The sequence below is a fragment of the Streptomyces sp. NPDC034099 genome, from assembly GCF_055575415.1.
Window position 1 is genome coordinate 218,107 of record NZ_JBVISR010000001.1, and the last position, 25,861, is coordinate 243,967.

The following is a 25,861-nucleotide window of genomic DNA, read 5'->3' on the forward strand; positions in this document are numbered from 1 at the left end:
GTCAGAAGAGTGTGCCCTCTTCCGGCGCCTCCAGCTCCTTGAGCAGCTCCGGCCCGTTGTTGCGGACGTTGCTCACGGCCGTGGAGACGGGGAAGGCCCGCATCAGCCCGGCGGGCGGCGGCGCCAGCAGGGAGGTCAGCTCGTCGGGGTCGGTGCGCGCCGGGTCCAGCCAGTCGTCCCAGCGGTCCGGCGTCAGCATCAGCGGCATCCGGGGGTGGATGTCGGCCAGGGCGCGCGGGCCGTCGGCCGGGGCGACCGCGAGCGGCGTGGTCTCGGCCTCGGTGGTGATCACCGAGCACGTCACCCACCAGGCCCGCGGGTGGTCGTCGGGGAGCGTCTTGTCCCGCCAGAACTCGTAGAGCCCTGCCATGGCGAACACGGAGCCGTCGGCGGGGGTCACGAAGTACGGCTGCTTGCGGGGCCGCTTCCTGCGCCCCTCGACCTCCAGGTCGCGCTCCTGCGTGCCGGTGACCCACTCGTAGTAGCCGTCGGCGGGCAGGATGCAGCGCCGGGTGCTGAAGGCGCGGCGGTAGGAGGGCTTCTCGTGGACGGTCTCCGCGCGGGCGTTGATCATCCGGGCGCCGCCCTCGGGCGTCTTGGACCAGGAGGGGACGAGGCCCCACTTCAGCTTCCGCAGCTGGCGAACCGGCTTCGGGTCCTCGACGTCTTTCAGGGGACGGTCCAGGACGGCGTAGACCTCCTTGGTGGGGGCCACGTTGTAGTCGGGTTCCAAGCCCTCCTTGGGCTCCCACTTCTCGATCTCGAAGATTCCCGCGAGATCCTCGGGTCGACGACTCGCCGCATACCGTCCGCACATATGGAGAACCCCTTTGACCTGCGGAAATATCTGTTCAGTCAGCACCAAGTCAGCACGGTGCCGGCCAGCGTCACATCCATCCCCTTGACCGCCCGGCCAGTGGCGTCCGGCGAAAGGTGCCGTGTCCGCCCCCTGATGCTCTTGTGCCCCGGCCACCGGGACATGTGCAAGAGTGACAGACCGCTACCGAGCGCGGGCGAGGCGAACCAAGTCGCAGGTAGTGTCCGCGACCGGTCATAACCCAGGGTCTTCATAACCTTACGGAACACAGACGAGTAGTCCGAGGGGGTGACCAGGGTTCCAGCGATCGTCTGAAGGAGGGGCACCGCCCGGACCGGTGCCACAGCGGACCACGTGCTCGCCCACGGCCTCGGCCGGGTCCGTCGCCAACGGAATGTCCCGCCTGTGCCCCTTCGGCGCGCCCTTCACTCAGCCATGGAGAGACCATCCGCCTCCCGCCCCATCCGAGGGGCGACGGGTGGCACAGCGCCGCCGGCCGAACGGGATCTTCGGAGCGAGCGCTCGCTTCTCGCAGGCAGATCTTCGATCCGGAAGCAGGCTGAGAAACTGAATGGAGGAGGGGCGTGAGAGGGGCGCCGAGCACCTAGGTTGCCTGCACCCGGCCCTTGCCCGGATTACATGATTCGGGCATCACCGGCAGACAAACCTGCCGCAGCCTGGGTTACAGATACCCCAGGCCAGCAGGCTGCGCGGGTTCCGGCGCCGCGATCCGCTCATTCGGACATCACGGCCAGTGGAGGATCCGGGCAGCAGCCCGGATCCCAGGGCCGTACGATGCAGGCGCAGGGACCCGCTGATTTGGGTATACCTCTTCTTCTTACAGGCAGTCCACATCGGAGGGTGACAGGCGTATGGCGGCGAACGCCGATCACCTGAAAGCTCTTGTGCGGGCGCACTCCGAAGCCAACGACGACCTCTTCTACAGCGTCGCTCTACAAGTTGCGGCGAAGTCCGCCCGCCAGGGGCAGGGAAAGTTCGCCGTAGAGCTGCGCGAGCTGGTCGAGGCCGCCCAGCAGAGGCAGGGGAAGCCGGCCACCCAGCAGCGTGCCGCTACTCCGGTGGTGCAGCCCCGCGGTGAGCTGACCAGTCTCCTAACGGCAGGCTATCCGGACACCCAGCTCGACGACATGACTCTGGACGCCGGACTGCGCGCCTCGCTGGATCGTGTGCTGCACGAACAGCGGCAGCGTGCACGGCTCGAGCGTTTCGGCTTTACCCCGGTGCACCGCATTCTGCTGTCCGGGCCTCCCGGAACGGGCAAAAGCATGACGGCAGCGGCGCTGGCGGGAGAGCTGAAACTGCCCCTGTTCACCATTCGTCTGGACGGTCTGATCAGCCGGTTCATGGGCGAGACCGCCGCCAAGCTGCGTCTGGTCTTCGACGCCGTGGCCCAGACCCGTGCGGTCTACCTGTTCGATGAATTCGACGCTCTGGGAGCCGAACGGGCAGCAGGCAACGACGTCGGCGAAGCCCGCAGGATCCTCAACTCATTCCTGCTGTTCCTCGATGAGGCGCCCTCTGAGAGTCTCGTGGTCGCCGGCACCAACCACCACCAGCTTCTGGACCAGGCTCTGTTCCGCCGCTTCGACATGATCGCCACCTACGGCTTTCCCACCGGGGAGGAAGCTGTACAGGTGCTGCAGCGACGTCTAGCCGGAATGGACACAAGCACACTACGGTGGGGCCTCGTGACAGAGCGTGCATCGGGCCTGAGTCACGCCGAGCTGGTCAAAGCGGCGGAAGCAGCGGCCAAACGAGCCATCCTGGCTGACCGGGACATGGTGAACGAGCAACTGCTGCTGGAAGCCCTGAGCGAGCGGCACGCCACCCACCATGCCTGAGCCCAACTCTCCCGCACAGCTCAGTCCGCACCTGATCGTGCCCTGGGAGGCCACCACCCTCACGCCGCGCTCCGAGGCCGCCGGCGGGAGCGGTCCGGACCTGGTTCAGCACACGGACCGGCAGAGGCATGCCGACGCTTTGGTAGACGGGCTGGAGACGGCCCGCCGTGAGGCAACCCAGCTCATACAACAGGTTCCCGAAGACCGTCAGCCTGACGGTTTCGCGGTGCGCATCGAGGCGGCTCGCGACCATCCTCTGAGCCTAGAGCGCCTGGACGCATCTGGCCTGACACTAATGAGTAGCCACCCGCAGACCGAGAACACTCAGCAGGACGCCCTGGTCTGGATCCCCTTCGACAAAGTCACCTCGTTCACCCAGCGGATCACCGATTTCACGGACAACACCCCCGGCGGTAACCCAAAACAGGCCCTGTTGGTGGCCAATATGAAACAGGTGCAACGGGCTCTGCTGGAGCACCTCTGGCAGGAGCGGCAGGATCTGCCGCCACTGGACGAGGAGCGATGGTGGGAGTTGTGGTTCGATCCGCTGATCTCGCCGACGGCGGTTGCCACCTTGCGTTCCCTGGCCGAAGATCGTCGCTGGCAAGTCAGTGAACGGGCAATCCATGTCGGGGAACGCCTGGTGGCTCACGTCGCGACGACCGCTAGCGAGCTGGCGTTCCTGTTGGCCACGAACGCCTGCCCTGCTGAGATCCGCAGTCCTACCTTCGCCGAGGGCCTCTACACCGTCGACCGCGAATTCCGCGTGGACCTGGTCAAGGATCTCGCCACGCGCATCGAGCCGGCCGCACCGGAAGCCCCGGCGGTATGCATCCTGGACACAGGAATAGCCCAGGAGCATGCCCTGCTGAAGCCCGCGCTGCACGAGCGCGCCTACAGTGTGCTCCCCGGCAGCACGCCGGCCGACCGGATCGGGCACGGCACGCAGATGGCTGGGCTTGCCCTATTCGGGGACTTCGCCGCAGCCCTTGAATCACAAGGTCCCGTCGTACTCGGTCACGGCCTTGAGTCCGTGAAGATCCTCAACGATGTTCACACACCCGATGTGTCCCCGCGGACCTGTGCGGAGACCACTGCGAACGCGGTCGCGACCGCTGAGATCGGCAACGGAGGCCCCGCACCCTCGGGACGGGTCTTCTCGATGGCTGTCACCCGGGAGTCCGGGGAAGGGGAGAACGGCGTAGACGGCACAGCGACCCTGTGGTCGGCCACGCTGGACGCCCTGGCGGCAGGCACGGACGTCGCCGTCCGGGACGACCGGATCGAACTGGTCGGAGCGCCCGATCCTGAAGCCTCACGCCTGATCATCGTCAGTGCTGGCAACATACGCGGCGCTGTCCCCCACCAGATGCGTCGCGACGACGGCACGCTCGATCCGCTGCTCCTCTCCGACCTGTCGCGCATCGAGGAACCCGCCCAGGCACACAACGTACTCACCGTCGGGGCGTGCACGCATATGGACGCCGTCCCCGATTCCGCCCTGTTCAGCGGATTCCGTCCGCTGGCGGCTCCCGGTGCCCTGTCCCCCTTCAGCCGGACATCGGTGGCGCTGACCAACGGCTCCATCACCAAGCCCGACATCGTTCTGGAGGGCGGCAACATGCTCGTCGCCCCTGACGACAGCATCCTGGACCCACACGATCTAGTGAGCGTGGCAACTACCCACCACGACCCGGCGCGTCAGCTGACCTGGACGAACGCCACGAGCGCTGCCACGGCCCAGGCGGCTGCGCTCGCCGCCACGGCGATGAGTACCTACCCCGGGCTGCGGCCGGAGACTGTTCGCGCCCTTCTCGTGCACGAAGCCCAGTGGACCCCGGCCATGGTCGAACAGGGCCTGTTCAAGAAGACCGGCGCCCCCAAACTCGCCAAGGGCGACGTGATGCGACAGGTGATCCGCCGGTACGGGTGGGGCATGCCCACTGCCGAGCGCATCCGCAGCAGCGCCTCGAACGCCGTCACCATGATCATCCAGAACACTCTGGTGCCGTACAAGGTCAAGGGCGGGCAGGCTCGTCTGGCCGAACTCAAACTGCACGAGCTGCCCTGGCCCCTGGAACAATTGCGCGATCTGGCCGAGACCACCGTCGACCTGCGCGTGACGCTCGCCTACATGATCGAGCCCAATCCCGGCCGACGCGGCATGCTCGGCCGCTACAGCTACGCCTCACACGGCCTTCGCTTCGCCATCAAGGGCTCCGCCGAATCCAGCGACTCCTTCCAGAGGCGACTGGCCGAACAGGCCGAACACGAAGGCGACGGCCTTGGCAACCCCAGGGCATTCGAGTCCAACAGCAGGTGGCTGGTGGGCCCCCGGGCCCGCAACCTCGGCTCGCTGCACGCCGACATCTGGCGCGGGTCCGCGATCGAACTCGCCGACTGCGGCACGCTCGCCGTCTACCCCGTCGGAGGCTGGTGGAAGGCGAACAGGCGCAACGACCGCATGGGCCTGCCCGTCAGCTACGCCCTTCTGATCTCCCTGCGCACACCGGAAGTCTCCACCGACCTGTATACGCCCATCGCCACTCGACTCGGTGTGCCGATCGGAGTGGCTCCACACGCCCAGACTGAAATCGTGGACGGGATCCCCATTCAGATGGAATTCGGCTGGTAGCTTCCCGGGCGAGTTCGGTCGAGGCCGAGCTTGACCCGACCGCGCCCACTGACCTGCGACAGCGATGATTGATCCATTGCCACCGAAGTTTGACCACCGGTAGGCTCCTGCCTGCGAAGTTTGACTGGTGGAGCTGCTGATGGTCAGGGGGCATCGCGGGGGCGCCAGCGCTTGCGTACGGCGATGCCGCGTTATCGGCCTTTGAACTGGACTTTTACGACGCGGGTAAGCGTCGACGGGAGCCGTTAGGACGGGCCTGGGGCACACGGTTCGAGGCAGACGACCCGACCCGTACGTTCAACTGGGCCAAGGACACCGAAGGTTTCGCCGGCTGGTACTACTCGGTGACCGCAGGTGGCCACGTGGGCTACGAGTCGTGGCTGGAGCGGGACCGGCTGATCCTGGTGGACCGGGATCCGGAGATCATCGGGATCGCGTCGCAGCCGTTCTGGCTGCACTGGCGCGAGGGGAAGCGCCTGCGCCGCCACGCTCCGGACTACTTCGTACGGCTCGCGGACGGCCGTGCCCGAGTGGTCGATGTTCGCGCCGGTGATCGGATGGACAAGGCGACCGCGGAGCTGTTCGCCGGGACCCAAGTGGCCTGCCGGGCGGTGGGCTGGGAGTTCTCCCACGTCGGCGTCCCCGACCCGGTAGCCATGGCGAATGTCCGGTGGCTGTCGCGCGCTATCGCAGGCGCCGGTGCGGCCGCCGCACCGATCTCGCCGAGCGGCTGCTGGACATCTTCGCGGAGCCGACTGCGTTATTGGCAGAGGCAGTTGGAGGCGGTGACCGCTTGCTGGTGCTGCCCATGCTGTTCCACCTGATGTGGTCGGGGATCCTAGCCGCGCATCTGGAGGGCGGACTGCTCCAGGCCGAGAGCCCGGTCTGGGCGGAAAGGCGGCAGAGGTGAGTAGTTGCGACGGCCGGCGGGGATCGCGGTCGGCTCGACCTCGACCTGGTGGCGCAGGTCACCGGACAGAGCGTCACCAACCTGCGACGGGCCTTCCCCGATGCCCCGGGACGCGTTGGCTCCGACCCGGCTCGGACCTGCGTCTTCTCCACGGCACTCGACCGCCAGCTCACAGACTCCCCGACCAGGCTCAACCTCGTCACGCTCCTGTTCGACGCCTACCAGGATGGCACCCACCGGCACCAGCTCAGCACCCGCTACAAACTCGACCGGCGCATCGCACTCCAGCACCAGCACCAGCACCCAGGCGGACCCATGCGCCACACCCACAACCTGATCACGCTTCTGGCCGCCCTCGACCCCGTCGACCTGCACGACATGCTCGCCCCATTGATGCCAGCACCGCCCCCGTGATCACGGTCAAATTTCGGCAGCAAAACATCAAGAACGATCACCACTGCAAGTTAGCGTCGACAGTTTCTGTCGACGACTTGTGTTGGGCGAATTCCGTCTGCCACCGTCCACCTGACAGTTCCTCAAGTTAGGAGTGATGCTGCAGTGGCAGAAATCAAACGACCCGCGCTGATCGAGGTGCAGCGTGGGCGGGCCATGGTGTCGACCACGTTCACGCCAGCCCAACTGCACGACGCAACAGACGTCGACGCCTACGACCCGGAGCGGGGCAACGACCCCGAGAACGGCTATCAACGCCGGGGATCAGCTACTCGCATGGCACAAGCGGCCTCCTTCTACGGCGAGGGCGAAGAGAAGCGCCAAGGCCGGGTCTTTGAAGACCGGCACGGCTTGATGCCCAACCCGATCATCGCCAACATCAGGCCAGCTGATGACGGAGATCCCACAGATGACTTGGGGCTCGGTCTGCCCGCAGGTGTGATCATCAAGTTCTCCTCCGACGAAGACCGCCAAGGGGTGCGCGCCGCGATCGAAGGCGGTGGCAGCGTCACGGCGGCCGGAACGATCACGCTTGATGATGCGACCATCACGTGGATCGTTGATGGGCAGCACCGGAGCGGCGCAATCCGGATGCTCAGCGAGCGGAACAGGCTCAGCGACGACTTCCCGGTGCCGGTCAAGCTCATGCTGGGGTTTGACCGCAACGAGGAGATCAAGCAGTTCTACTACATCAACCGGGAGGCGAAGAGCGTTCCCACCGATCTGACTGCCGACCTGCTCCAGCGGATGGCCCGGCAGGACAGTCACGAGGCCGAGTACCTCAGCGAGCGCAAAGGCAAGGGCAGCCTCCTCGCGGGCGCCGCCATCTACGACGCGATGGTGAGCAAGGGCAGCCCTTGGCTCACGCGCATCCGCAAGCCGAACGAGAAGATTTCGAAGGACACTTCGATCGCTGTGTCCCAGTTCATCGGCAGCCTGAAGCCGCTGCAGAACGCGCAGATGCCGCGCGAACTCAGTCCGCAGGAGTGGGCACTGATCATCGATGCATTCTGGGAAGCCGTCGCCCGGATGCTGCCTACCCCGTTCGACCCGACCGAGCAGCCCGGTGACTGGGTGCTACTCAAGACTACGGGCGTGACCACGATGCATCGCGTGCTCGCTGACTGCCTGCCGATTGTGATCCAACGTGGCGCTCGGCTGTCTGACGCGCAGCAGTACGAACTGTTGCTGGCCGATCTGCCCACACTCGCTGGGATCGTCATCAACCCGGATACCGGTGAGGAACACCAGGTTGATGGAGCCGAGTTTTGGCGATCTGCCTCAAGCGCCTCGCAGTACACCGGCCGCTACGGTACTGATCGCCTCGTCGGCATGATCCGTGGTCTCATCGCTAAGACGAACAGCGCCATCACCGTCTAGCCGAGACGAACGGTCCACACAATGAGGGCGGTCGAAGCCATTACAGCTGGCTTCGACCGCCCTTTCACTCTACGCGCGGCCAGCTGGCAGCCGGTCAAACTTCAGTAGCAAACCGTCAAACTTCACTGTCACACGTCACCCACGTGGGGCTTCCCTGTCGGCAGCCAAGCGACGCGCAAGCCGTCCAAGCTCTTGGCCCGGGTGAAATCCGCAGCGCAGGAAGCCCACGAACCCTGCTGAGCCGCGTCTCTACCGTCGCGCGAGCCTCGCAAGGAATGTGTCTACGAACTTCTCGACTTCAGCTTTCGAGTGCACATCGCGGACGTCGAGGCGGCTGACCCACTCAACCCCAGCGTTGATCATCAGGCTGTCCCGGCTGCTATCACTTGACGCTCTGCCTGGCTTTCCGTGATGAGGGCCATCCACCTCGATGACCCCCGCACGCCCTCTATAAGTGACCAAGAAGTCTGGCTCTCGTGTAGACCCGAGCAGCCGCATCCTGCCCAGGGGCATGATGCCGATCGTTTCGCTGTCCGACAGAGTGGCCTGCCGTTCCTTCAGCACTTGGTAGACCCTGTGCTCCCACTCATTGGTGAAGTGCAGGTCATCCTCGATCGGGTGCTGATCCTCGGGCTCAAGGCGGACCCTCCGAGCCTGGTTCGTCGGCATGGGCCCGTTAGCCGTGCGGAGTTTCTTCCGCCAGTCCGTGCTAGGAACCGGGACAACCGGACTGACCTCGATCGAATCAATGCGCATGCTGGCCCGCCTGGGCACGACGGCGTGCATCCCACCCTCGATGCGGCTCAGCACCGCTTCCGTGAACTGATCAACCAGGTTCGGTTCCACCGTGAAGTACACCATGTACTCGTCCGGTTCGTACTCGTTCGAGTTCCAGAGAGTCAGATCGACCGCAAGCACGTCAGTGGCGGCAATCGCAGCCTCGGTATCGCCCTGCTGATAAAGCAGAGTGGCAGCAGCGGCCAACCACTGCTCCCCCACTTGGTCGATCGGGTTCTTCTCCATGATGTCGGCCAGCGACAGCGCTTCACCCATACAGAGCATTCTGACAGCCACCACTGACAACACCGCTGCTCTCCGGGCCCGTTGGAACGATAGATCGAATCGGGTCGGAGGTGCCAGCTACACTCTGTCGCGACACAAACACGGGAATGCGGTCCACAGGCCGGTCGAGCTACCGGCAGGAGCTGCGTTCAGGTTCCTCGGCGGACTGATGACAGCCTGGCGCATCGCAGCCATGGGGGCTGGTACTGCCATGGCTGAAGAATCTTCGCGACGTCGTCAAGGTACGCAAGACTGACCGTCGCAAGAAGCAGGCGATCCGTCATGCGAAGCTTGACCAGTAGGTAGCGGCAGACGCTACAGCCAAGGAGGCGGAACGCAAGACGGTTCCGTCGCGTACATGCCGAGCTCAAAAAGGCGCTGCCAATCGAGAATGAGGCCGCACGGACCCACACGAGTCGGAGCTTCCTCGAAACACAGGTATACGCAAGCCGGACATTTGCGCGCCGCGATGCCGAGGGCGACCCCAGCGGCGAGCGCGGACACCTTGCCGAGCAGATTGCGCACCGCGTCACGCACCAAGGCCGCCTCGTCGGACCACGGGCCGGACTGACCGCCCGCCCCTCACTCCTCCCAGGCACCCCGGGCGACTTCGGCCATGACCTCCGTAGCAATGCCGAGGAGGGGGCGGAAGTCCCCGTAGGCGGCTTTCCACCACGCCGAGGTGCGCGGGTCGAGGATCTGGCACGTGATGAGCGCGTCCCAATCGGCCGCCACCCGACAACGTTGAATGTGGTGGTCCTCGTGCGGGAAGCGCCCCGTGCGTCGCGCCTGCCCTACGCGCAACACGCTCTGCCGTAGGACAGCGTCGTTGCTCTCATCGAGCAGACGCAACGCCCGTTCCGTGTCCGTGAGGTTGGCCGTGCTGACCATGTCGATCAGGCCGGCCATGCCGTCGCCGCGCGTGAGCCCCGGCTTGTAGCCTTTCGCCTCCATCAGCTCGCGCAGGCGTCTCGCCCCAGGGTTGGCGGAGAGGAATGCCTCTTCTAGGGCCTTCTGGCTCAGCGGGCTGAGGGGCTGTCCCATCTCGACGCACATGGCCCCGAATGCGTCGCGCAGACCGGTTTTCCAGGCACGCTTCCCCCCGGGAGCTTGCTCCACGTCCTCCAGGAAGGCGTTGATCTGATCCTGGCTGAGCCCGCGAAGCTGGGCGAGGTGGACGAACATCGCCAGCACCGGCTTGGGTGAAAGAGGAAGCAACGCCTCGATGGCCTTCTGGGAGTAGATGTTGATTCTGGGAGGCGCCGGTCCGAACTCAGGTCGCTTCAGAAGGTTCTCGACTCCTTTCCGTAGTCTGGTGCGGAGTTCGCGGGTGGCGCCAGGATCCGGATTCATCGCCAGCAGCCTCCCTTTCACCCCCGGGCACAGCTGGCCGACAATGCGGGCCCGAGCACAGAGTTCGGCGGCCAGCACTGCGTTATCGATCTCCTCGGCGGTGGCGTCCACGGTCGGCTTCGGGATGAAGCCCTTGCGGTAGTCGAGAAGGAACGTCTTGTCCTTGTAGACATCCGGATCGTAGCCAGCAGCGTCCAGGGCTTGCCGTACGGGCTGGAACGCAAGGGGTGGCTTGTTGTCACGGCTCACGCCCTGAGGCTAGGCGTCCTCACGGGGCGGGGGTCCACTTTTCTGCCTACCCGCCATCCGGCGCTTGCGGTCCGATGGGCTCTCCACGAGGACGAGGACTTGCGGGGCTAACCCCCGCTCCCTCCATCGTGGTGATCCCAACTCACCGGAGGTCCCTCATGTTCAGCATCGACGGCGTCACATCGGCGGCCGCCTCCCAGGTCACGGCACCCTTGCCTGCTGTCACGTTCGACCTGTTCACCGTATTCGTCGTCGCCGTCGCGCTGATGCTTGCGTGGCTCGTCTACCGGTGGACGGCCCCGGCTCCGGGGTCCCCCGTCCAGGCGTCCAAAGGCGAACGGCTCGCGTACGCCATCGGCGCCGCGGCGTCGGTCATCGTGATCGGCGGCTACCTGGTCGGCGGGTTCAGGGGGTTCGGGTACCCGGAGACAGACGCCCGTCCGGTGTTCCGTGAGAGCCGTTCGGCAGCGCTCATGCAGGAGCTCGTGGCCGACGGTAATCCTGCCGGCCACGGGCCGTAGACCCGTCGCCGGACCAGGTCCCATGCGGTCAGGTCGAAAGAACGCCGCACAGACGCCTGCTGGCCGCGGATGGTCACCAGCCGCACCGTGCCGTCGTCGGTGATGCCACGCTGCCGGTCGGCACGGACCTTGACCGGCTTGTCGCTTCCCTCGACGGCGTCGACCACCGCCTCGCCCACCCGCTCCTGGGTGATCAGATCCCTGCACGCGACGACCGCGCGGGCGGCGAATTCGACGTTAGTGCCGATTTCCGTTCCGGTGCCGCCGCTGGGTAGCTGTTCGCTCACTGCGGAAGTCGGTCTCTACGAAAGCCGGGCGTGAAGTCCCCCGAACGCCTCAGAAGGGACCGCTGGAAGGTTCAGAGAGCGATCTCATGGCTCTTCGGATACCGCCGCCTGACCATCCGCCACGAGCACAAGGGCAACCACTTACTCGCCTTCCTCGGGCTCGCGGCAGTCATGAAACCTGCTACAAGAAGATCGCCACGTGAGACACCGTCTTGCCAACGAGCCAGGCCGATGCCGCCGGTGCTCATGCCCGGTGTGAGCGTCATCGAGGTTGAGGGCCGCCAGCGACCAGCCTGGGCGCGCTCCACGGCAACAGGAGTGCAGCGCCAGGCTCACGGCGGAGACCCCGAGCCATTCACGGACCGGGTTCTGAAAGGCGCCATGTGAACCAGGCATTTAACGATCACCAGTGCCTCCTTGGTCACGCTGCGTCTGCAGCCACGTACGGCCCACAAAGGCACACGGGAATCGGTACGAGCCTCGCTTTCACGGATCAGCGCCTCGTGTGCAAGGAGATCAGCACCAGCCCAGCACGGGACGGGTTCCCTGGGGTGATCACAGGTGTCCACAGGTCAGCACGAAGTCAGCACGGGTAAAACAAAAGCCCCGGATCACTCCGGGGCTGTAACGCTGTGACCTGCACTTTTGCCGTCAGGACCGATCCCTGTTACGTCAGCGTCTCAGATACCGTCCGCACATACGTGCCACACTGCCAGACCCCGCGCACGAACGAGGAGCCCTCACCGAACATGGACCACCTCGCGACGGCCTCACTCACCTCCCTGTGGGACGAGGTCTCCGGCACCCAGCCCGATCCCGACCTGTGGGTGGTGATCGCGACCCTGGGGGCCGCGCTCGCCGTCGTCGTGACACACGGGTCGTGGCGGATAGCGCGCAACGCGATCACCATCGCCCACGAGGGCGGCCACGGCCTGGTGGCCCTGCTGACCGGGCGCACCCTGACCGGGATCACCCTGCACTCGGACACCAGCGGCCTGACGGTGAGCCGGGGCAAGCCGCACGGCGTCGGCATGATCCTCACCGCGGTCGCCGGTTACACCGCTCCCCCGCTGCTCGGCCTCGGCGGCGCCGCGCTGCTGGCGACGGGACGCATCACCCTGCTGCTGTGGCTGGCGACGGCGCTGCTCGTCGCCCTGCTGGTGATGGTCCGCAACGCCTACGGGGTGCTGACTGTGGTGGTCACCGGCGGCACGTTCGTCCTGGTGTCCTGGCTGGCCGGGCCGCAGGTGCAGGCGGCGTTCGCGTACGCGGTGGTGTGGTTCCTGCTGCTCGGCGGGGTGCGCCCGGCCTTCGAGCTGCAGGCCAAGCGGTCGCGGGGCGGCGCCGGGGACTCGGACGCGGACCAGCTGGCGCGGCTGACGCACGCGCCGGCGGGGGTGTGGTTCTTCCTGTTCCACGCGGTGTCGCTGTGCTCGCTGATCGGTGGGGGGCGCTGGCTGCTGGAGCTGTGAGGCCCCGGACATCCTCCGCAGGCTCCGCATATATGCACGGCAAGTGCACTGTTGCTCTTTCGGTCAGGTTTCGCCGCTTTTGATCAAGATCTCTGATCGTCCTCAGCCATTAAAGTGGGGCCCATGACCGTGAACCCCGCGCACACCGCCCTCTGGCCCGCCCCGCACGCGAGCGGGGCCGTCGACGCGACCGTCCACGTGCCCGGGTCCAAGTCGGTCACCAATCGTGCCCTGGTGCTGGCCGCCCTCGCCTCCGAGCCCGGCTGGCTGCGCCGCCCGCTGCGCTCGCGGGACACCCTGCTGATGGCCGAGGCCCTGCGCACGATGGGCGTCGAGATCGAGGAGGGCGTCGGTACCGAGGGCACCGGCGAGTTCTGGCGGGTCATCCCGGCCGGCCTGCGCGGCCCGGCCACGGTCGACGTCGGCAACGCCGGCACGGTCATGCGCTTCCTCCCGCCGGTCGCCGCGCTGGCCGACGGCGCCGTCCGCTTCGACGGCGACCCGCGGTCCTACGAGCGTCCGCTGCACGGCGTGATCGACGCGCTGCGCGTCCTGGGCGCCCGCGTCGACGACGACGGGCGCGGCGCGCTGCCGCTGACCGTGCACGGCGGCGGGGCCCTGGAGGGCGGTCCGGTCGAGATCGACGCGTCGTCCTCCTCGCAGTTCGTCAGCGCCCTGCTGCTGTCCGGACCGCGCTTCAACCAGGGCGTCGAGGTGCGCCACACCGGTTCCGCGCTGCCGTCCATGCCGCACATCCGCATGACGGTCGACATGCTGCGCGCGGTCGGCGCCCAGGTCGACACCCCCGAGTCCGGCGGCGAGCCGAACGTCTGGCGGGTCACACCGGGCGCACTGCTCGGCCGGGACCTGACGATCGAGCCCGACCTGTCCAACGCCCAGCCCTTCCTCGCGGCGGCGCTGGTGACCGGCGGCAAGGTGGTGATCCCCGACTGGCCGTCCCGCACCACCCAGCCCGGCGACCGGCTGCGCGAGATCTTCACCGACATGGGCGGTTCCTGCGAACTGGCCGACTACGGACTGGTCTTCACCGGATCGGGTGCGATCCACGGCATCGACGTCGACCTCGGCGAGGTCGGTGAGCTGACCCCGGGCATCGCGGCCGTCGCCGCGCTCGCGGACTCCCCCTCGACCCTGCGCGGCGTGGCCCACCTGCGGCTGCACGAGACGGACCGGCTGGCCGCGCTCACCAAGGAGATCAACGAACTCGGCGGCGACGTCACCGAGACCGCCGACGGCCTGCACATCCGCCCGCGCCGGCTGCACGGCGGCGTCTTCCACACCTACGAGGACCACCGGATGGCCACCGCCGGCGCCGTCCTCGGCCTCGCTGTCGAGGGCGTGCAGATCGAGAACGTGGCGACGACCGCCAAGACCCTGCCCGACTTCCCCGATCTGTGGACCGGGATGCTCGGGGCGTAGGGACGGTTCGCCATGCGCCGCTACGGCAAGCACACCGACGAGGACGACATCCGCTCCCGCCCGAACCGCAAGGGCAACCGGCCGCGCACCCACATCCGGCCCAAGCACGAGGACGCCGCCCACGGACTGGTCCTCACCGTGGACCGCGGCCGGCTGACCTGCCTGGTCGAGGACCGGATCGTCATGGCGATGAAGGCACGTGAGCTGGGCCGCAAGGCGGCGGTCGTCGGCGACCGGGTGGCCCTGGTCGGCGACCTGTCCGGCAAGAAGGACACGCTCGCGCGGATCGTCCGCATCGAGGAGCGCGTCTCCGTGCTGCGCCGCACGGCCGACGACGACGACCCCTACGAGCGGGTGGTCGTCGCCAACGCCGACCAGCTCGCCATCGTCACCGCCCTCGCCGATCCGGAGCCGCGCCCCCGCCTCATCGACCGCTGCCTGGTCGCGGCGTTCGACGGCGGCCTCTCCCCGCTGCTGGTGATGACCAAGTCGGACCTGGCGCCGCCGGACGAATTCCTGGAGCTGTACGGCGCGTTGGACATCCCCTACGTCGTCACCAGCCGGGAGGAGCTGGAGAACGGCGCCGCCGCCGACCTCGTGCGCGAGCACCTGGACGGGAAGATCACCGCCTTCGTCGGCCACTCCGGCGTCGGCAAGACGACCCTGGTCAACACCCTGGTGCCCGAGGACCGCCGCCGGGTGACAGGGCATGTGAACGCGGTGACGGGCCGCGGCCGGCACACCACGACCTCCGCCCTCGCCCTGCCGCTGTCCTCCGCGGCGGGCGGCTGGGTCGTCGACACCCCGGGCGTGCGGTCGTTCGGGCTGGCGCACATCGACCCGTCCCGGGTGATCAACGCCTTCCCCGACCTGGTGCCCGGCACCGAGGGCTGTCCGCGGGCGTGCAGCCACGACGAGCCCGACTGCGCGCTGGACGCCTGGGTCGCCGAGGGACACGCCGATCCGGCCCGGCTGTACTCGCTGCGCCGGCTGCTGTCGACGCGGGAACGCAAGGAAGGGGACTGAGCCCCGCGTTGTTTGCCGTGCGGTGCAACCGGTGAGTGCATAATCGCACCAAGCCGGAACCAAGCCTGAGCAAAGCCGGACGAAGTCGCTGTCGGACGAAGCCACTGATCGACATCGACACAGCGGTCGCGGTAGGGGACCACGGGAGGACGAGACATGGCGTGGCTGCTGGTCATAGTGGCAGGAGTGCTCGAAACCGGCTTCGCCGTCTGTCTGAAGCTGTCGCACGGCTTCACCCGGCTCTGGCCCACCGTCGCCTTCTGCGCCTTCGCGCTGGGCAGTTTCGGCCTGCTGACGATGTCCCTCAAGAAGCTCGACGTCGGCCCCGCGTACGCGGTGTGGACCGGCATCGGCGCGGCGGGCACCGCCATCTACGGCATGATCTTCCTCGGCGACCTTGTCTCGACCCTGAAGATCGTCTCGATCAGCTTCGTCATCATCGGCGTGATCGGACTGCAGCTGTCCGGCTCGGCGCACTAGGACGCCTCCCGGGCAGCGTCGCCCGCCGCTAAGCCGTCGAGCGGCGCGGCAGGACGGTGCGTACGAGGTCCGCCACTCCGCCCTCGACGGGCGGCGCGGCGACGCAGGAGAGGGCGAGCCGCACGGCCAGTTCGCAGGAGCGTGCCAGTTCGGCGGCGTCCGGCGCCGGAAGCGGCCCTGCGCCGCCCAGGACGGCCACGGCACGGTCGCGGACGAGGCCCACGAAATCGCCGGGCGAGGGCAGCGGACCGTCGGCCCGCCGCTGGGCCGGCGCGGCGGAGCAGGAGGGCACCGCCGTCAGGGCCGGCGAGGGCAGCCGCTCGCTCCAGCAGCCGGTGAGCATGGCCCGGACCAGCGCGTTGTCGTGGGCCGCCGACATCATCCACTCGGCGGTTGCGGGGAGCCGTTCACTCGGGTCGCGGGGCCCGGAGAGCGCGCGCTCCACTCCGGCGAGATATCCGTCGGCCTCGCGCCGCACCAGCGCCCGGGCGAGGCCGTCCTTGCTGCCGAACTCGTTGTAGAGGGTCTGCCGGGACACCCCGGCGGAAGCCGCCACGTCCACCATCCGCACCGCGGACCACGGCCGGCGCGCCAGCGCCGTGTACGCGGCGTCGAGCAGGGACTCCCGGGCTGCAGGCACCCTCGCCTCCCTCGGGCCGAGCGAATGCTGCCAGATGTACCGAGCGGCTCGCTGCCCAGATTTGACGGGTACGGGGGCACTGTCAAGGGTCCTCGCACCGCCCGGCCGCCCACGCCACGCCCGCCAAAGCCCTGGTAGCCCCGCCCGGCCCGCGGCAGATAGCGTGACGGCATGCCCGATTACCTCGACGACCTCCGCCTCGCCCACGTACTCGCCGACGCCGCCGACGCCGCGACGATGGACCGCTTCAAGGCCCTCGACCTGAAGGTCGAGACGAAGCCGGACATGACCCCGGTGAGCGAGGCGGACAAGGCCGCCGAGGAACTCATCCGCGGTCACCTCGCCCGCGCCCGCCCCCGTGACTCGGTCCACGGCGAGGAGTTCGGCGTATCGGGCACCGGGCCCCGGCGCTGGGTCGTCGACCCGATCGACGGCACCAAGAACTACGTGCGCGGCGTCCCCGTGTGGGCCACCCTCATCGCCCTGATGGAGGCGAAGGAGGGCGGCTACCAGCCGGTCGTCGGCCTCGTCTCGGCGCCCGCCCTCGGCCGCCGCTGGTGGGCGGTGGAGGACCACGGCGCGTTCACCGGCCGCAGCCTGACCTCGGCCCATCGGCTCCACGTCTCCCAGGTCTCCACGCTCTCCGACGCCTCCTTCGCGTACTCCTCGCTGAGCGGCTGGGAGGAGCAGGGCCGCCTCGACGGCTTCCTGGACCTGACCCGCGAGGTGTGGCGCACGCGCGCGTACGGCGACTTCTGGCCGTACATGATGGTCGCCGAGGGTTCGGTGGACATCTGCGCCGAACCCGAGCTCTCCCTCTGGGACATGGCCGCCAACGCGATCATCGTCACGGAGGCCGGGGGCACCTTCACCGGCCTCGACGGCCGCCCCGGCCCGCACAGCGGGAACGCGGCCGCGTCGAACGGCCGGCTCCACGACGAGCTGCTCGGGTATCTCAACCAGCGCTACTGAGCGCCCGCCGACTCGCCCTCCGCGCCCCCTTGTTGACCCGTGCTTTACCTGCCACTCTATGAGTTCCCCCACTTGTGAACTTGTGAATCCATGAACTAACTCATGGATCACCGGCAGGAGGTGGCTCCACCCATGCTCGTCCGAGAAGTCATGAGCACGGTCGTCCTCACCATCGGTCCCGCCCACACACTCCGTCAGGCCGCCGCCCTGATGTCCGCGCGCCGCGTCGGCGCGGCCGTGGTGCACGACCCCGACGCCGGTGGCATCGGGATCCTCACCGAACGCGACGTCCTCGTCTCCGTGGGCCGGGGCCAGGACCCGGACACCGAGCGCGCGCACGGCCACACCACCACCGACGTCGTCTTCGCCGCCCCGACCTGGACCGTGGAGGAGGCGGCGGGCGCGATGGCGCACGGCGGCTTCCGCCACCTCATCGTCCTGGACGGCGGCGAGCCCGTCGGCATCGTCTCGGTGCGCGACATCATCCGCCGCTGGGCGCCGGAGCGCGCCGCGCACAACGCTCCGGTGGTGACCGCCTGACGGGACGAGCGGGTACCGGCCGGCCCGGAGCGCGTTGGGCCGGAACGACGAACGGGCCGGACCCCCGTCCCCGGGGATCCGGCCCGCCGCAACGGCAAGCGGTCCAGTGCTGGATGTCAGCCGCGCAGGGCCTGGACCGCGGCTTCCAGCCGCTTGCCGAAGTCACCGTCGGCCTGACGGAAGTTGTCGACCGCGCGCTCGACGATGTCGTCGCGCGAGACGCCGGACAGGGCGCCGGCCAGGTTGCCGATGAGCCGCTCCTTCTCCGCGTCCGTCATCAGCCGGTAGAGGTTGCCCGCCTGGACGAAGTCGTCGTCCTCGGCGTGCGAGGGCGTCGGGGTCTCACCGGTGACGCCGGAGACCGCGACCGGCTGCCACAGAGGCCGGTCCGTCTGGAACGGGCCGCCGAAGCTGTTCGGCTCGTAGTTCTTCGCGCCCTTGTGGCGGCCGTCGTAGAGCCGGCCGTCACGGGAGTGGGTGCGCGCCACGGTGGCGTGCGGTCGGTTCACCGGCAGCTGGTCGGCGTTGATGCCGACGCGGTAGCGGTGGGCGTCGCCGTAGGCGAAGAGGCGGCCCTGGAGCATCTTGTCCGGGGACGGCCCGATCCCGGGCACGAAGTGCGCCGGGGAGAAGATCGACTGCTCGACCTCGGCGAAGATGTTCTCCGGGTTGCGGTTGAGCTCCAGCTTGCCGAACCAGACGATCGGGTGGTCCGCGTGCGGCCACACCTTGGTCAGGTCGAACGGGTTGAAGCGGTACGTCGCCGCCTCCGCGACGGGCATGATCTGCACGCCGACGGTCCAGGACGGGAAGTCACCGCGCTCGATGGCCTCGCGCAGGTCGCGCTGGTGGGAGTCGGGGTCCTCACCGGCGAGCTTGTCGGCCTCGGCCTGGGTGAGGTTCTTGATGCCCTGGTCGGTCTTGAAGTGGTACTTGACCCAGAAGGCCTCGCCCGCCTCGTTGTTCCACTGGTAGGTGTGCGAGCCGAAGCCGTCCATGTGCCGGTACGACGCCGGGATGCCGCGGTCGCCGAACAGCCAGGTCACCTGGTGCGTCGACTCGGGCGACAGGCTCCAGAAGTCCCAGACGTTGTCCATCTCGGTCGAACCCGTGTAGGGATCGCGCTTCTGGGTGTGGATGAAGTCGGGGAACTTGATGGCGTCCCTGATGAAGAACACCGGGGTGTTGTTGCCGACGAGGTCGTAGTTGCCCTCCTCGGTGTAGAACTTCAGCGAGAAGCCGCGCGGGTCGCGGACGGCGTCCGCCGCACCCAGGTTGCCGGCCACGGTGGAGAAGCGGAGGAAGGTCTCCGTCTCCTTGCCCACCTCGGAGAGGAAGGCCGCCCGCGTGTACCGGGTGACGTCGGCGGTGACCGTGAAGGTGCCGTAGGCGCCGGCGCCGCGGGCGTGCACGACGCGCTCCGGGATGCGCTCACGGTTGAAGCGGGCCAGCTTCTCCAGCAGGAGCTGGTCCTGGACGAGCACGGGGCCGCCGACGCCCGCCGTCTCACTGTTCTGGTTGTCGGCTACGGGGGCACCTGTCTCCGTAGTGAGCGGTCCCTGGGTCACGAGCTCCTCCTGTGCCAATCCTGGCGATCCTGCTTGTTCTGTCCCTTGGCTAATGTCGTCCCCGATCCTACAATAGACAATGTCTAAATCAAGCAAGACTCCAAAATCACACCTGTTCGGGACCTGGTCCCCTTGCTGTTAGGCTGATGTGTATGAGTGACCTTCTGGAACGGCTGCGCGGGCGCGGTTGGCGCATGACCGCGCAGCGTCGGGTGGTGGCCGAGGTCCTCGACGGCGAGCACGTCCACCTGACGGCCGACGAGGTGCATTCCCGGGCCGTGGAAAAGCTCCCCGAGATCTCCCGGGCGACCGTCTACAACACCCTGGGCGAGCTGGTCTCGCTCGGCGAGGTGCTGGAGGTGGCGACGGACAAGCGCGCCAAGCGCTACGACCCGAACGCGCACCGGCCGCACCACCACCTGGTCTGCGCCCAGTGCGGAGCGATCCGCGACGTCCACCCGACCGGCAACCCGCTGGCCGACCTCCCCGACTCGGAGCGCTTCGGCTTCACGGTGTCGGACGTCGAGGTGACGTACCGCGGCACCTGCCCGAACTGCGCGGGGGCGTGAGCGGAGCGGGATTTGCTTCTCGTCTTCGTACTGACGTAGTGTTCCATTCATCGACGCGGGGTGGAGCAGCTCGGTAGCTCGCTGGGCTCATAACCCAGAGGTCGCAGGTTCAAATCCTGTCCCCGCTACTGAAGGCCGAGGGCCGGAATCCGAAAGGGTTCCGGCCCTCGGTGCATAGCTCATAGCTGCGGGCAGTCGTGCCGCCGGGCGGCACCCGCCCAGCCGAAACCCCGGGCACCTTTCAAAAGGCACCGAAGCTCAGCGCAGCGTCACGCCGACAGTTCCTGCCGCAACGCGTCCCGCAACCGCGCCGCCCGCTCCCCCACCTCCGCCGGCCCCAGCGACACCGCCAGGTCCGCCCACCGCTGCCCCTCCGCCAGCTCTCCCCGCCGCGCGAACACCAGCGCCAGCCGCAGCGCCGCCCGCCCGTGCCCGGCGTCGGCCGCCCGGCGCCACCACACCACGGCCTCCGGCTCGCTCCCCTCGCGCGCCAGCAGCAGCCCCAGGTTGAAGGCGCCGTTGCGCGACCCGGCCTCGGCCGCCTCGCGGTACCACCGGGCCGCCTCCACCACGTCCCCGCGCGCCGCGGCGAGCATCCCGACCCGCACCTGGGCCCGCCGGTGCCCCTGGGAGGCCGCCCGCTCGTACCACTCCTCGCACTCGGACTTCTCCTGCGCCGGCTCGCCCAGTTCGTGCGCGGGTGCGGGCGGCCGGCGCGCGTCCAGTACCGTCGCCAGCCGGTACGCGGCCTCCGCGCTGCCACCCCCCGCCGCACAGCGCAGGAAGCGCTCCGCCTCGCGCTCGTCGCCGTCGCGCAGCCGTGCCATCCCGACCTGGAGCGCCGCCTCGGTGTGCCCGGCCGCGGCGGCCCGCTCGTACCAGCGCAGCGCCGCCCGTTCCTCGCTCCGCCCCGCGTGCAGGATCCCGAGGTTGAAGGCGGCGTCGACGCTGCCCGCCTCGGCGGCCTTGGAGAACCACGGCTCGGCGCCGCTCTCGTCCCCGGCGCGCAGCAGCAGGATGGCCAGCGCGTTGGAGGCCTCCCGGTGTCCGGCGTACGCCGCCCGCCGGTACCACTGCTCGGCCTGCGTGGTGCGCCCCTGCTCGGCGCAGAGCAGCCCGAGGTTGTACGCCCCGTTGTCGTCACCGGCGTCCATCGCGGCCCGGTACCAGCGCTCGGCGGTCTGGGTCTCGCCGCGCTCGGCGTGCAGCGCGCCCAGGGCGTTGGCGGCGTTGCCGTCGCCGTCCTGGGCGGCGCGCAGCCACCACACGGCGGCGCTCTCGGTGTCCCCGGCGTCCCGCAGCAGGAAGCCGAGGGCGCAGGCGGCGCGGGCCTCGCCGTCCTTGGCGGACGTGAGGTACCAGCGGCCGGCCTCCTTGAGCTCGCCGCGCTTCTCCAGGATCGTCCCGAGGTGCAGCGCGGCCCGCCGGTGACCGCGCGCGGCGGCCTGCCGGTACCACTGCTCGGCCTCGTCGGCCGCGAGTGCGGCGGCCTTGTCGTCGCCGTCCTGCCCGGCCCGCCGGTCCAGCCTCCGCGCCAGCCGGTACGCCGCTTCCCGGTGTCCGCGCTCGGCCGCGGCCCGCATCCACCGCTCGGACCCGGTGTCGTCGCCGCGGTGCTCCAGCAGGTCGGCGAGCGCGTAGGCGCCCAGTACGTGGCCCTGCTCCGCGGACTGGCACAGCCAGTACTCGGCGGCGGGCTCGTCCCCGCGTTCGCGGAAGTGCCGGCCCAGTGCGTGCGCGGCGGCGGCCGACCCGGCGACGGCGGCGATGCGCCACCATCCGGCGGCCTCGTCGGCGTACCCGCGCTGGTGCAGCAGGACGCCCAGGTTGTTGGCGGCGGCCCGGTCGCCGGCCGCGGTGGCGGCACGCAGGTGGGACTCGGCTCCGTCGAAGTCGCCACGACGCAGCAGCATGGCGCCGAGCACGCTCATCGCCTCGACGTCGCCTCCGTCGACGGCGAGCCGCAGACGCACTTCCTCGGCGGCCTCGTCGGCGGCTTCCTGAGCCTCGTCCGCGGCTTCCTCCTGACCCGACGGCTGACCGGACGGCTGCGCAAAACGCCCTGTCCCGAACAGATTTGCCATGTCCCCCATAACGTTCATCGTCGCACCACCCGCAACCTCGGTACATCCGGTATACCGCAGTCAGTGAGGTCACTTCAGCGTTTTGTCGACATGCCCACAGGGAGACAAGTCAAACACAGAACTGCCCAACTCCCCTTGGCGGCGCGGCCGTCGTGTCCGCCGGGACATGCGTTCGCACATCACGAAGGCCCGGATTCCTTGAGGAATCCGGGCCTTCGTGGTCGTTCGCACGTAGCTCACGACTTCAGTAGCGGGGACAGGATTTGAACCTGCGACCTCTGGGTTATGAGCCCAGCGAGCTACCGAGCTGCTCCACCCCGCGCCGTTGTGTTCACAACCCTAGCACGGCGCGGGATGGGCCTTGACCAGCTCGAACGCCCGGCGCGAGGCCGGCGGTCAGCTCGTGTCCGAGCCTCCCCCGGCGTCACCGGTCGGCGTCGCGTCCGGACTCGCCTTGTCGTCTCCGGCCTTGTCCCCACTGTTCTTGTCGCCGGTGTTCTTGTCGTCGCCGTTCTTGCCACCGGCGTTCTGGTCGGCCTTGGCCTGTGCGTCCTCGGCCCGCTGGAGCGCCTCCTCGAGGTCCTTCTGCGCCTCGGCGTACGCGGCCAGGTCCTTCTGCTCCAGGGCCTTCTGCCCGGCGTCGAACGCCTTCTGCGCATCGCTCAGCGCTTCCCGGACCGTGGGGTTGGTGGACGTCGGTGGCGGTTCGGTGGTGTCGTCGCCCTCGTCCGGTGGCTGCTCGTTCTCGGCGGCCTGGGCTCCGAAGACCTTGTTCAGGGCCGCGTCGAGCGTGTTCTCGAAGGCGGTGTTGCCCCCGTAACTCACCAGGACCTTGCGCAGCAACGGGTACTTGAGGTCGCCACCGCGCACGTAGACGGGCTCGACGTACAACAGACCGCCGTCGAGCGGCACCGTCAGCAGGTTGCCGTACTCCACCTCCGAGTCGCCGCCTCTCAGCAGCCTGATCGACTCGGCGATGTCCTGTTCGGAGTTGAACTGGCTCTGCACCTGTTTGGGTCCGTCGACGGTCGTGCTCGTCGGCAGTTTCAGGATTCTGATCTTGCCGTAGTCACTGGTGCCCGCCTCGGCGTCGACCGCCATGAACGCGCTGAGGTTGTCACGCCCGTTGGGTGTGAACGTCGTCGTCAGCGAGAAGGCCTGCGACTTCTGGTCCGGCATCTTCATGCTCAGGTAGTACGGCGGCACCGCGTCGCCCGACTTGTTGGTCGGGTCGTCCGGCACCTGCCACACCTCGCTGCCGCTGAGGAACGTGTTGGCGTCCTTCACGTGGTAGCGCGTGAGCAGCTCGCGCTGGACCTTGAACAGGTCCTGCGGATAGCGCAGGTGCGCCATCAGCTCCTTGGAGATCTCGCTCTTGTCCTGCACCGTGTCCGGGAACGCCTTCATCCAGGTCTTCAGGATCGGATCCTGGGTGTCCCACTGGTAGAGCTTCACGTCACCGCTGTACGCGTCGACGGTCGCCTTCACGGAGTTGCGGATGTAGTTGACCTGGTTCTGCTGGGCCACCACCGCGCGCGAGTTGTTGTTGGCGGTCAACGAGTCCGCGGTGGTGTCGCCGAGCGTCGTACGGGAGGCGTACGGATAGCCGTTCGTCGTTGTGTACGCGTCGACGATCCACTGGATACGGCCGTCCACCACCGCCGGATAGGCGTCGCCGTCGATGGTCAGCCAGGGCGCGACCGCCTCGACGCGCTCCTTGGGCGTGCGGTTGTACAGGATCCGCGAACCCTCGCCGATGGCACCGGAGTAGAGGATCTGCGGCTCGCTGAACGCGGCCGCGTACGCCGCCCGGTTGATCGGGTTGGACAGGTCGACCCCGCCGTCGCCCTTGTAGCTGAACGTCTTCTCCCCGGTGTCGTCGGAGTAGTCGATCTCCTTCTGGGGACCGCCGACGATCGAGTAGGTGGTGGTCTTCTCGCCGTAGTAGACCCGCTGCTCGTACTTCCCGAGGTCGCCCTCGGACGGCAGATTGGACTCGGTGAAGACCGGGCGTCCCTCGGAGTCGACCTGGGTGCCCTTCGCCGCGACCACGCCGTAGCCGTGGGTGTAGCGGAAGTGGTTGTTGATCCAGTTCTTCTTCGGGATGCCCGCCAGGTTCAGCTCGCGCAGGCCGATGACCGTGTCCTGGTCCTTGCCGTCCTTGGCGTAGCGGTCGACGTCCAGGTTGGTCGGGAACGCGTAGTAGTTACGCATCTGCTGGAGCTGCTGGAACGTCGGCGAGATGATGTTCGGGTCCATGATCCGGACGGACGCCGCGGCGTCCGCGTCGTCACGGAGCTTGGTCTTGTCCTTGGTCTCGCTCTTGCCCGGGTACTCGGTGACCTGGGTGCCCTCGATACCGTACGCGTCGCGCGTGGCCGCGAGGTTCTTCTCGACGTACGGCGCCTCCTTGGCCTGCTCGTTGGGCTGGACCTGGAACTTCTGGACCAGCGCCGGGTACAGACCGCCGATGAGGATCGCGGAGAGCACCATCAGGCCGAAGCCGATCACGGGCAGCTGCCAGGTGCGCCGCCACAGGGTGGCGAAGAACAGCAGGGCGCAGATGACCGCGATGCAGAAGAGGATCGTCTTGGCCGGCAGGTAGGCGTTGGCGTCGACGTACCTGAGGCCCGTCCAGTTGTCGGTCGCCTTGAAGTCGCTGGACTTCACCGCGAGGCCGTACCGGTCGAGCCAGTAGGCGACGGCCTTGAGGGCGACGAAGACGCCGATGAGCACCGACAGGTGCCCGGTGGCGGCGGCCGTGGCGCGCGCGCCGGGGCTGGTGACGCGGAGCCCGCCGTACAGGTAGTGGGTCAGCGCGGCGGCGATCACGGAAATGATCACGGCTGCGAAGCCGAAGCCGAGCAGGAACCGGTACCAGGGCAGGTCGAAGGCGTAGAAGGAGACGTCCAGCTTGAACTGGGGGTCCTTCTGCCCGAAGGGCACGCCGTTGACCCACATCAGCCAGGTGCGCCACTGACCGGACGCCGAGGCGCCGGCGATCAGGCCGACCAGGGCGGTGATGCCGAGCAGCAGCCACTTCTTGTAGGGGGCGATGCCCATCCGGTACCGGTCGAGGTTCTGCTGCTCCATCGACATGGCGCTCAGCGGCGGGCGCAGGCGGTGGGCCAACCAGATGTTGAACCCTACGGCGAGCGCCATCAGCAGGCCGAAGACGAAGAAGAGCCCGATCTTGGTCCACAGGGTCGTCGTGAACACCGACGAGTAGTGAACAGACCGGTACCAGAGCCAGTCCGTCCAGAATCCCGCGAACATGGTGAACGCCATGGCGAGCACGGCTAGGACACCAAGTGTCAGCAGCAGGGTTCGGACACGCCGGGACGGGCGGCCCACTCTGATCCGCGGCCCCGACGGGGGGCCTCCGCCGCGGTCCGGCATCTGGAAAGCCAAGGTGCGCACCTCGAAGTTCGCTGTTGATCCGTCAGGCCCTCGGGTTCGCGGGCCCCCCGTGCGCCCCCGTGATCGCGGGCCCACACTTATGCAACTTACTCATCGTTTACTCGGTTCCCGATTCGGGCCA

At 68.1% G+C, this 25,861-nt stretch carries 20 protein-coding genes and 2 tRNA genes; 14 read left to right on the top strand and 8 right to left on the bottom strand.

Annotated features, from left to right (window positions below):
• Position 1: 1 nt before the first annotated feature.
• Positions 2 to 817 (bottom strand): SOS response-associated peptidase, encoded by an 816-nt coding sequence (locus tag ACZ56V_RS00995; RefSeq protein ID WP_398913101.1) that lies wholly within the window; start codon positions 815 to 817, stop codon positions 2 to 4.
• An 872-nt stretch (positions 818 to 1,689) separates the two neighbouring features.
• Between ACZ56V_RS00995 and ACZ56V_RS01000 the strand changes: the two genes are divergently transcribed.
• From ACZ56V_RS01000 to ACZ56V_RS01020, 5 genes are all read left to right on the top strand, one after another.
• The gene (locus ACZ56V_RS01000; RefSeq protein WP_358696775.1) at positions 1,690 to 2,679 is read left to right on the top strand and encodes an AAA family ATPase; all 990 of its coding nucleotides are present in this window, start codon (positions 1,690 to 1,692) and stop codon (positions 2,677 to 2,679) included.
• Positions 2,672 to 5,314, top strand: coding sequence for a S8 family peptidase (locus ACZ56V_RS01005; RefSeq protein ID WP_468938219.1), 2,643 nt, complete (start codon positions 2,672 to 2,674; stop codon positions 5,312 to 5,314). Before ACZ56V_RS01000 ends, ACZ56V_RS01005 begins: the two co-directional genes overlap by 8 nt.
• A gap of 206 nt (positions 5,315 to 5,520) precedes the next feature.
• Entirely contained in the window at positions 5,521 to 6,138 is a 618-nt protein-coding gene (locus ACZ56V_RS01010) for a TnsA-like heteromeric transposase endonuclease subunit (protein WP_468939334.1), read from the top strand.
• A 134-nt stretch (positions 6,139 to 6,272) separates the two neighbouring features.
• A complete protein-coding gene (locus ACZ56V_RS01015) occupies positions 6,273 to 6,638 on the top strand; it encodes a hypothetical protein (protein ID WP_468938222.1) in 366 nt (121 codons plus the stop codon).
• A 144-nt stretch (positions 6,639 to 6,782) separates the two neighbouring features.
• Positions 6,783 to 8,057 carry a DGQHR domain-containing protein gene (locus tag ACZ56V_RS01020; protein ID WP_468938225.1) on the top strand — a complete coding sequence of 425 codons (1,275 nt, stop codon included), beginning with the start codon at positions 6,783 to 6,785 and terminating at the stop codon, positions 8,055 to 8,057.
• A 249-nt stretch (positions 8,058 to 8,306) separates the two neighbouring features.
• Here the strand turns inward: ACZ56V_RS01020 and ACZ56V_RS01025 are convergent, their stop codons facing one another.
• Both ACZ56V_RS01025 and ACZ56V_RS01030 read right to left on the bottom strand, forming a co-directional pair.
• Positions 8,307 to 9,110 (bottom strand): hypothetical protein, encoded by an 804-nt coding sequence (locus tag ACZ56V_RS01025; protein WP_468938228.1) that lies wholly within the window; start codon positions 9,108 to 9,110, stop codon positions 8,307 to 8,309.
• A 591-nt stretch (positions 9,111 to 9,701) separates the two neighbouring features.
• The gene (locus ACZ56V_RS01030) at positions 9,702 to 10,721 is read right to left on the bottom strand and encodes a hypothetical protein (protein ID WP_468938231.1); all 1,020 of its coding nucleotides are present in this window, start codon (positions 10,719 to 10,721) and stop codon (positions 9,702 to 9,704) included.
• A 158-nt stretch (positions 10,722 to 10,879) separates the two neighbouring features.
• On the opposite strand from ACZ56V_RS01030, the gene ACZ56V_RS01035 reads away from it, so the two are divergent.
• The 5 genes from ACZ56V_RS01035 to ACZ56V_RS01055 all read left to right on the top strand — a co-directional run bounded on the left by ACZ56V_RS01035 (position 10,880) and on the right by ACZ56V_RS01055 (position 15,947).
• Positions 10,880 to 11,242, top strand: coding sequence for a hypothetical protein (locus ACZ56V_RS01035; RefSeq protein ID WP_468938233.1), 363 nt, complete (start codon positions 10,880 to 10,882; stop codon positions 11,240 to 11,242).
• Positions 11,243 to 12,278: 1,036 nt separating this feature from the next.
• Positions 12,279 to 13,001 carry a M50 family metallopeptidase gene (locus ACZ56V_RS01040; protein WP_468938236.1) on the top strand — a complete coding sequence of 241 codons (723 nt, stop codon included), beginning with the start codon at positions 12,279 to 12,281 and terminating at the stop codon, positions 12,999 to 13,001.
• Positions 13,002 to 13,124: 123 nt separating this feature from the next.
• Positions 13,125 to 14,441 (top strand): 3-phosphoshikimate 1-carboxyvinyltransferase, encoded by a 1,317-nt coding sequence (aroA, locus tag ACZ56V_RS01045; protein WP_398913102.1) that lies wholly within the window; start codon positions 13,125 to 13,127, stop codon positions 14,439 to 14,441.
• 12 nt (positions 14,442 to 14,453) lie between these two features.
• Positions 14,454 to 15,467 carry a ribosome small subunit-dependent GTPase A gene (gene rsgA / locus ACZ56V_RS01050; protein ID WP_467381717.1) on the top strand — a complete coding sequence of 338 codons (1,014 nt, stop codon included), beginning with the start codon at positions 14,454 to 14,456 and terminating at the stop codon, positions 15,465 to 15,467.
• 156 nt (positions 15,468 to 15,623) lie between these two features.
• On the top strand, positions 15,624 to 15,947 hold the full coding sequence (locus ACZ56V_RS01055) for a DMT family transporter (protein ID WP_271320278.1): 324 nt from the start codon (positions 15,624 to 15,626) through the stop codon (positions 15,945 to 15,947).
• A 28-nt stretch (positions 15,948 to 15,975) separates the two neighbouring features.
• Here the strand turns inward: ACZ56V_RS01055 and ACZ56V_RS01060 are convergent, their stop codons facing one another.
• A complete protein-coding gene (locus ACZ56V_RS01060) occupies positions 15,976 to 16,587 on the bottom strand; it encodes a TetR/AcrR family transcriptional regulator (protein ID WP_468938241.1) in 612 nt (203 codons plus the stop codon).
• A gap of 171 nt (positions 16,588 to 16,758) precedes the next feature.
• On the opposite strand from ACZ56V_RS01060, the gene hisN reads away from it, so the two are divergent.
• Together hisN and ACZ56V_RS01070 are read left to right on the top strand one after the other, a co-directional pair.
• Positions 16,759 to 17,559, top strand: coding sequence for a histidinol-phosphatase (gene hisN, locus ACZ56V_RS01065; protein ID WP_356360289.1), 801 nt, complete (start codon positions 16,759 to 16,761; stop codon positions 17,557 to 17,559).
• Positions 17,560 to 17,691: 132 nt separating this feature from the next.
• The gene (locus ACZ56V_RS01070) at positions 17,692 to 18,099 is read left to right on the top strand and encodes a CBS domain-containing protein (protein WP_467381721.1); all 408 of its coding nucleotides are present in this window, start codon (positions 17,692 to 17,694) and stop codon (positions 18,097 to 18,099) included.
• Positions 18,100 to 18,215: 116 nt separating this feature from the next.
• Here ACZ56V_RS01070 and ACZ56V_RS01075 read toward each other — a convergent pair whose 3' ends face one another.
• Positions 18,216 to 19,667: a catalase gene (locus ACZ56V_RS01075; protein WP_467381722.1), complete on the bottom strand. Its 1,452-nt coding sequence runs from the start codon at positions 19,665 to 19,667 to the stop codon at positions 18,216 to 18,218.
• Between the two features lie 152 nt (positions 19,668 to 19,819).
• On the opposite strand from ACZ56V_RS01075, the gene ACZ56V_RS01080 reads away from it, so the two are divergent.
• Both ACZ56V_RS01080 and ACZ56V_RS01085 read left to right on the top strand, forming a co-directional pair.
• Entirely contained in the window at positions 19,820 to 20,236 is a 417-nt protein-coding gene (locus ACZ56V_RS01080) for a Fur family transcriptional regulator (protein ID WP_468938246.1), read from the top strand.
• A gap of 54 nt (positions 20,237 to 20,290) precedes the next feature.
• Positions 20,291 to 20,364, top strand: a tRNA-Met gene (locus tag ACZ56V_RS01085).
• A 141-nt stretch (positions 20,365 to 20,505) separates the two neighbouring features.
• On the opposite strand, the gene ACZ56V_RS01090 is transcribed toward ACZ56V_RS01085, so the two are convergent.
• From ACZ56V_RS01090 to ACZ56V_RS01100, 3 genes are all read right to left on the bottom strand, one after another.
• Positions 20,506 to 22,329 carry a tetratricopeptide repeat protein gene (locus ACZ56V_RS01090; protein WP_467381725.1) on the bottom strand — a complete coding sequence of 608 codons (1,824 nt, stop codon included), beginning with the start codon at positions 22,327 to 22,329 and terminating at the stop codon, positions 20,506 to 20,508.
• A gap of 239 nt (positions 22,330 to 22,568) precedes the next feature.
• A tRNA-Met gene (locus ACZ56V_RS01095) sits at positions 22,569 to 22,642 on the bottom strand.
• A 74-nt stretch (positions 22,643 to 22,716) separates the two neighbouring features.
• Positions 22,717 to 25,719: a UPF0182 family membrane protein gene (locus tag ACZ56V_RS01100; protein WP_467381807.1), complete on the bottom strand. Its 3,003-nt coding sequence runs from the start codon at positions 25,717 to 25,719 to the stop codon at positions 22,717 to 22,719.
• Between the last annotated feature and the right edge of the window lie 142 nt (positions 25,720 to 25,861).

Excerpts from the sequence above, each read along its gene's own strand:
- ACZ56V_RS01080 (WP_468938246.1), top strand. The coding sequence starts at position 19,820 with ATGAGTGACCTTCTGGAACGGCTGCGCGGGCGCGGTTGGCGCATGACC.
- ACZ56V_RS01000 (WP_358696775.1), top strand. The coding sequence starts at position 1,690 with ATGGCGGCGAACGCCGATCACCTGAAAGCTCTTGTGCGGGCGCACTCC.
- ACZ56V_RS01055 (WP_271320278.1), top strand. The coding sequence starts at position 15,624 with ATGGCGTGGCTGCTGGTCATAGTGGCAGGAGTGCTCGAAACCGGCTTC.
- ACZ56V_RS01090 (WP_467381725.1), bottom strand. The coding sequence starts at position 22,329 with ATGGGGGACATGGCAAATCTGTTCGGGACAGGGCGTTTTGCGCAGCCG.
- ACZ56V_RS01025 (WP_468938228.1), bottom strand. The coding sequence starts at position 9,110 with ATGGGTGAAGCGCTGTCGCTGGCCGACATCATGGAGAAGAACCCGATC.
- rsgA (WP_467381717.1), top strand. The coding sequence starts at position 14,454 with ATGCGCCGCTACGGCAAGCACACCGACGAGGACGACATCCGCTCCCGC.
- ACZ56V_RS00995 (WP_398913101.1), bottom strand. The coding sequence starts at position 817 with ATGTGCGGACGGTATGCGGCGAGTCGTCGACCCGAGGATCTCGCGGGA.
- ACZ56V_RS01100 (WP_467381807.1), bottom strand. The coding sequence starts at position 25,719 with ATGCCGGACCGCGGCGGAGGCCCCCCGTCGGGGCCGCGGATCAGAGTG.
- ACZ56V_RS01035 (WP_468938233.1), top strand. The coding sequence starts at position 10,880 with ATGTTCAGCATCGACGGCGTCACATCGGCGGCCGCCTCCCAGGTCACG.
- ACZ56V_RS01040 (WP_468938236.1), top strand. The coding sequence starts at position 12,279 with ATGGACCACCTCGCGACGGCCTCACTCACCTCCCTGTGGGACGAGGTC.
- hisN (WP_356360289.1), top strand. The coding sequence starts at position 16,759 with ATGCCCGATTACCTCGACGACCTCCGCCTCGCCCACGTACTCGCCGAC.
- ACZ56V_RS01070 (WP_467381721.1), top strand. The coding sequence starts at position 17,692 with ATGCTCGTCCGAGAAGTCATGAGCACGGTCGTCCTCACCATCGGTCCC.
- ACZ56V_RS01005 (WP_468938219.1), top strand. The coding sequence starts at position 2,672 with ATGCCTGAGCCCAACTCTCCCGCACAGCTCAGTCCGCACCTGATCGTG.
- aroA (WP_398913102.1), top strand. The coding sequence starts at position 13,125 with ATGACCGTGAACCCCGCGCACACCGCCCTCTGGCCCGCCCCGCACGCG.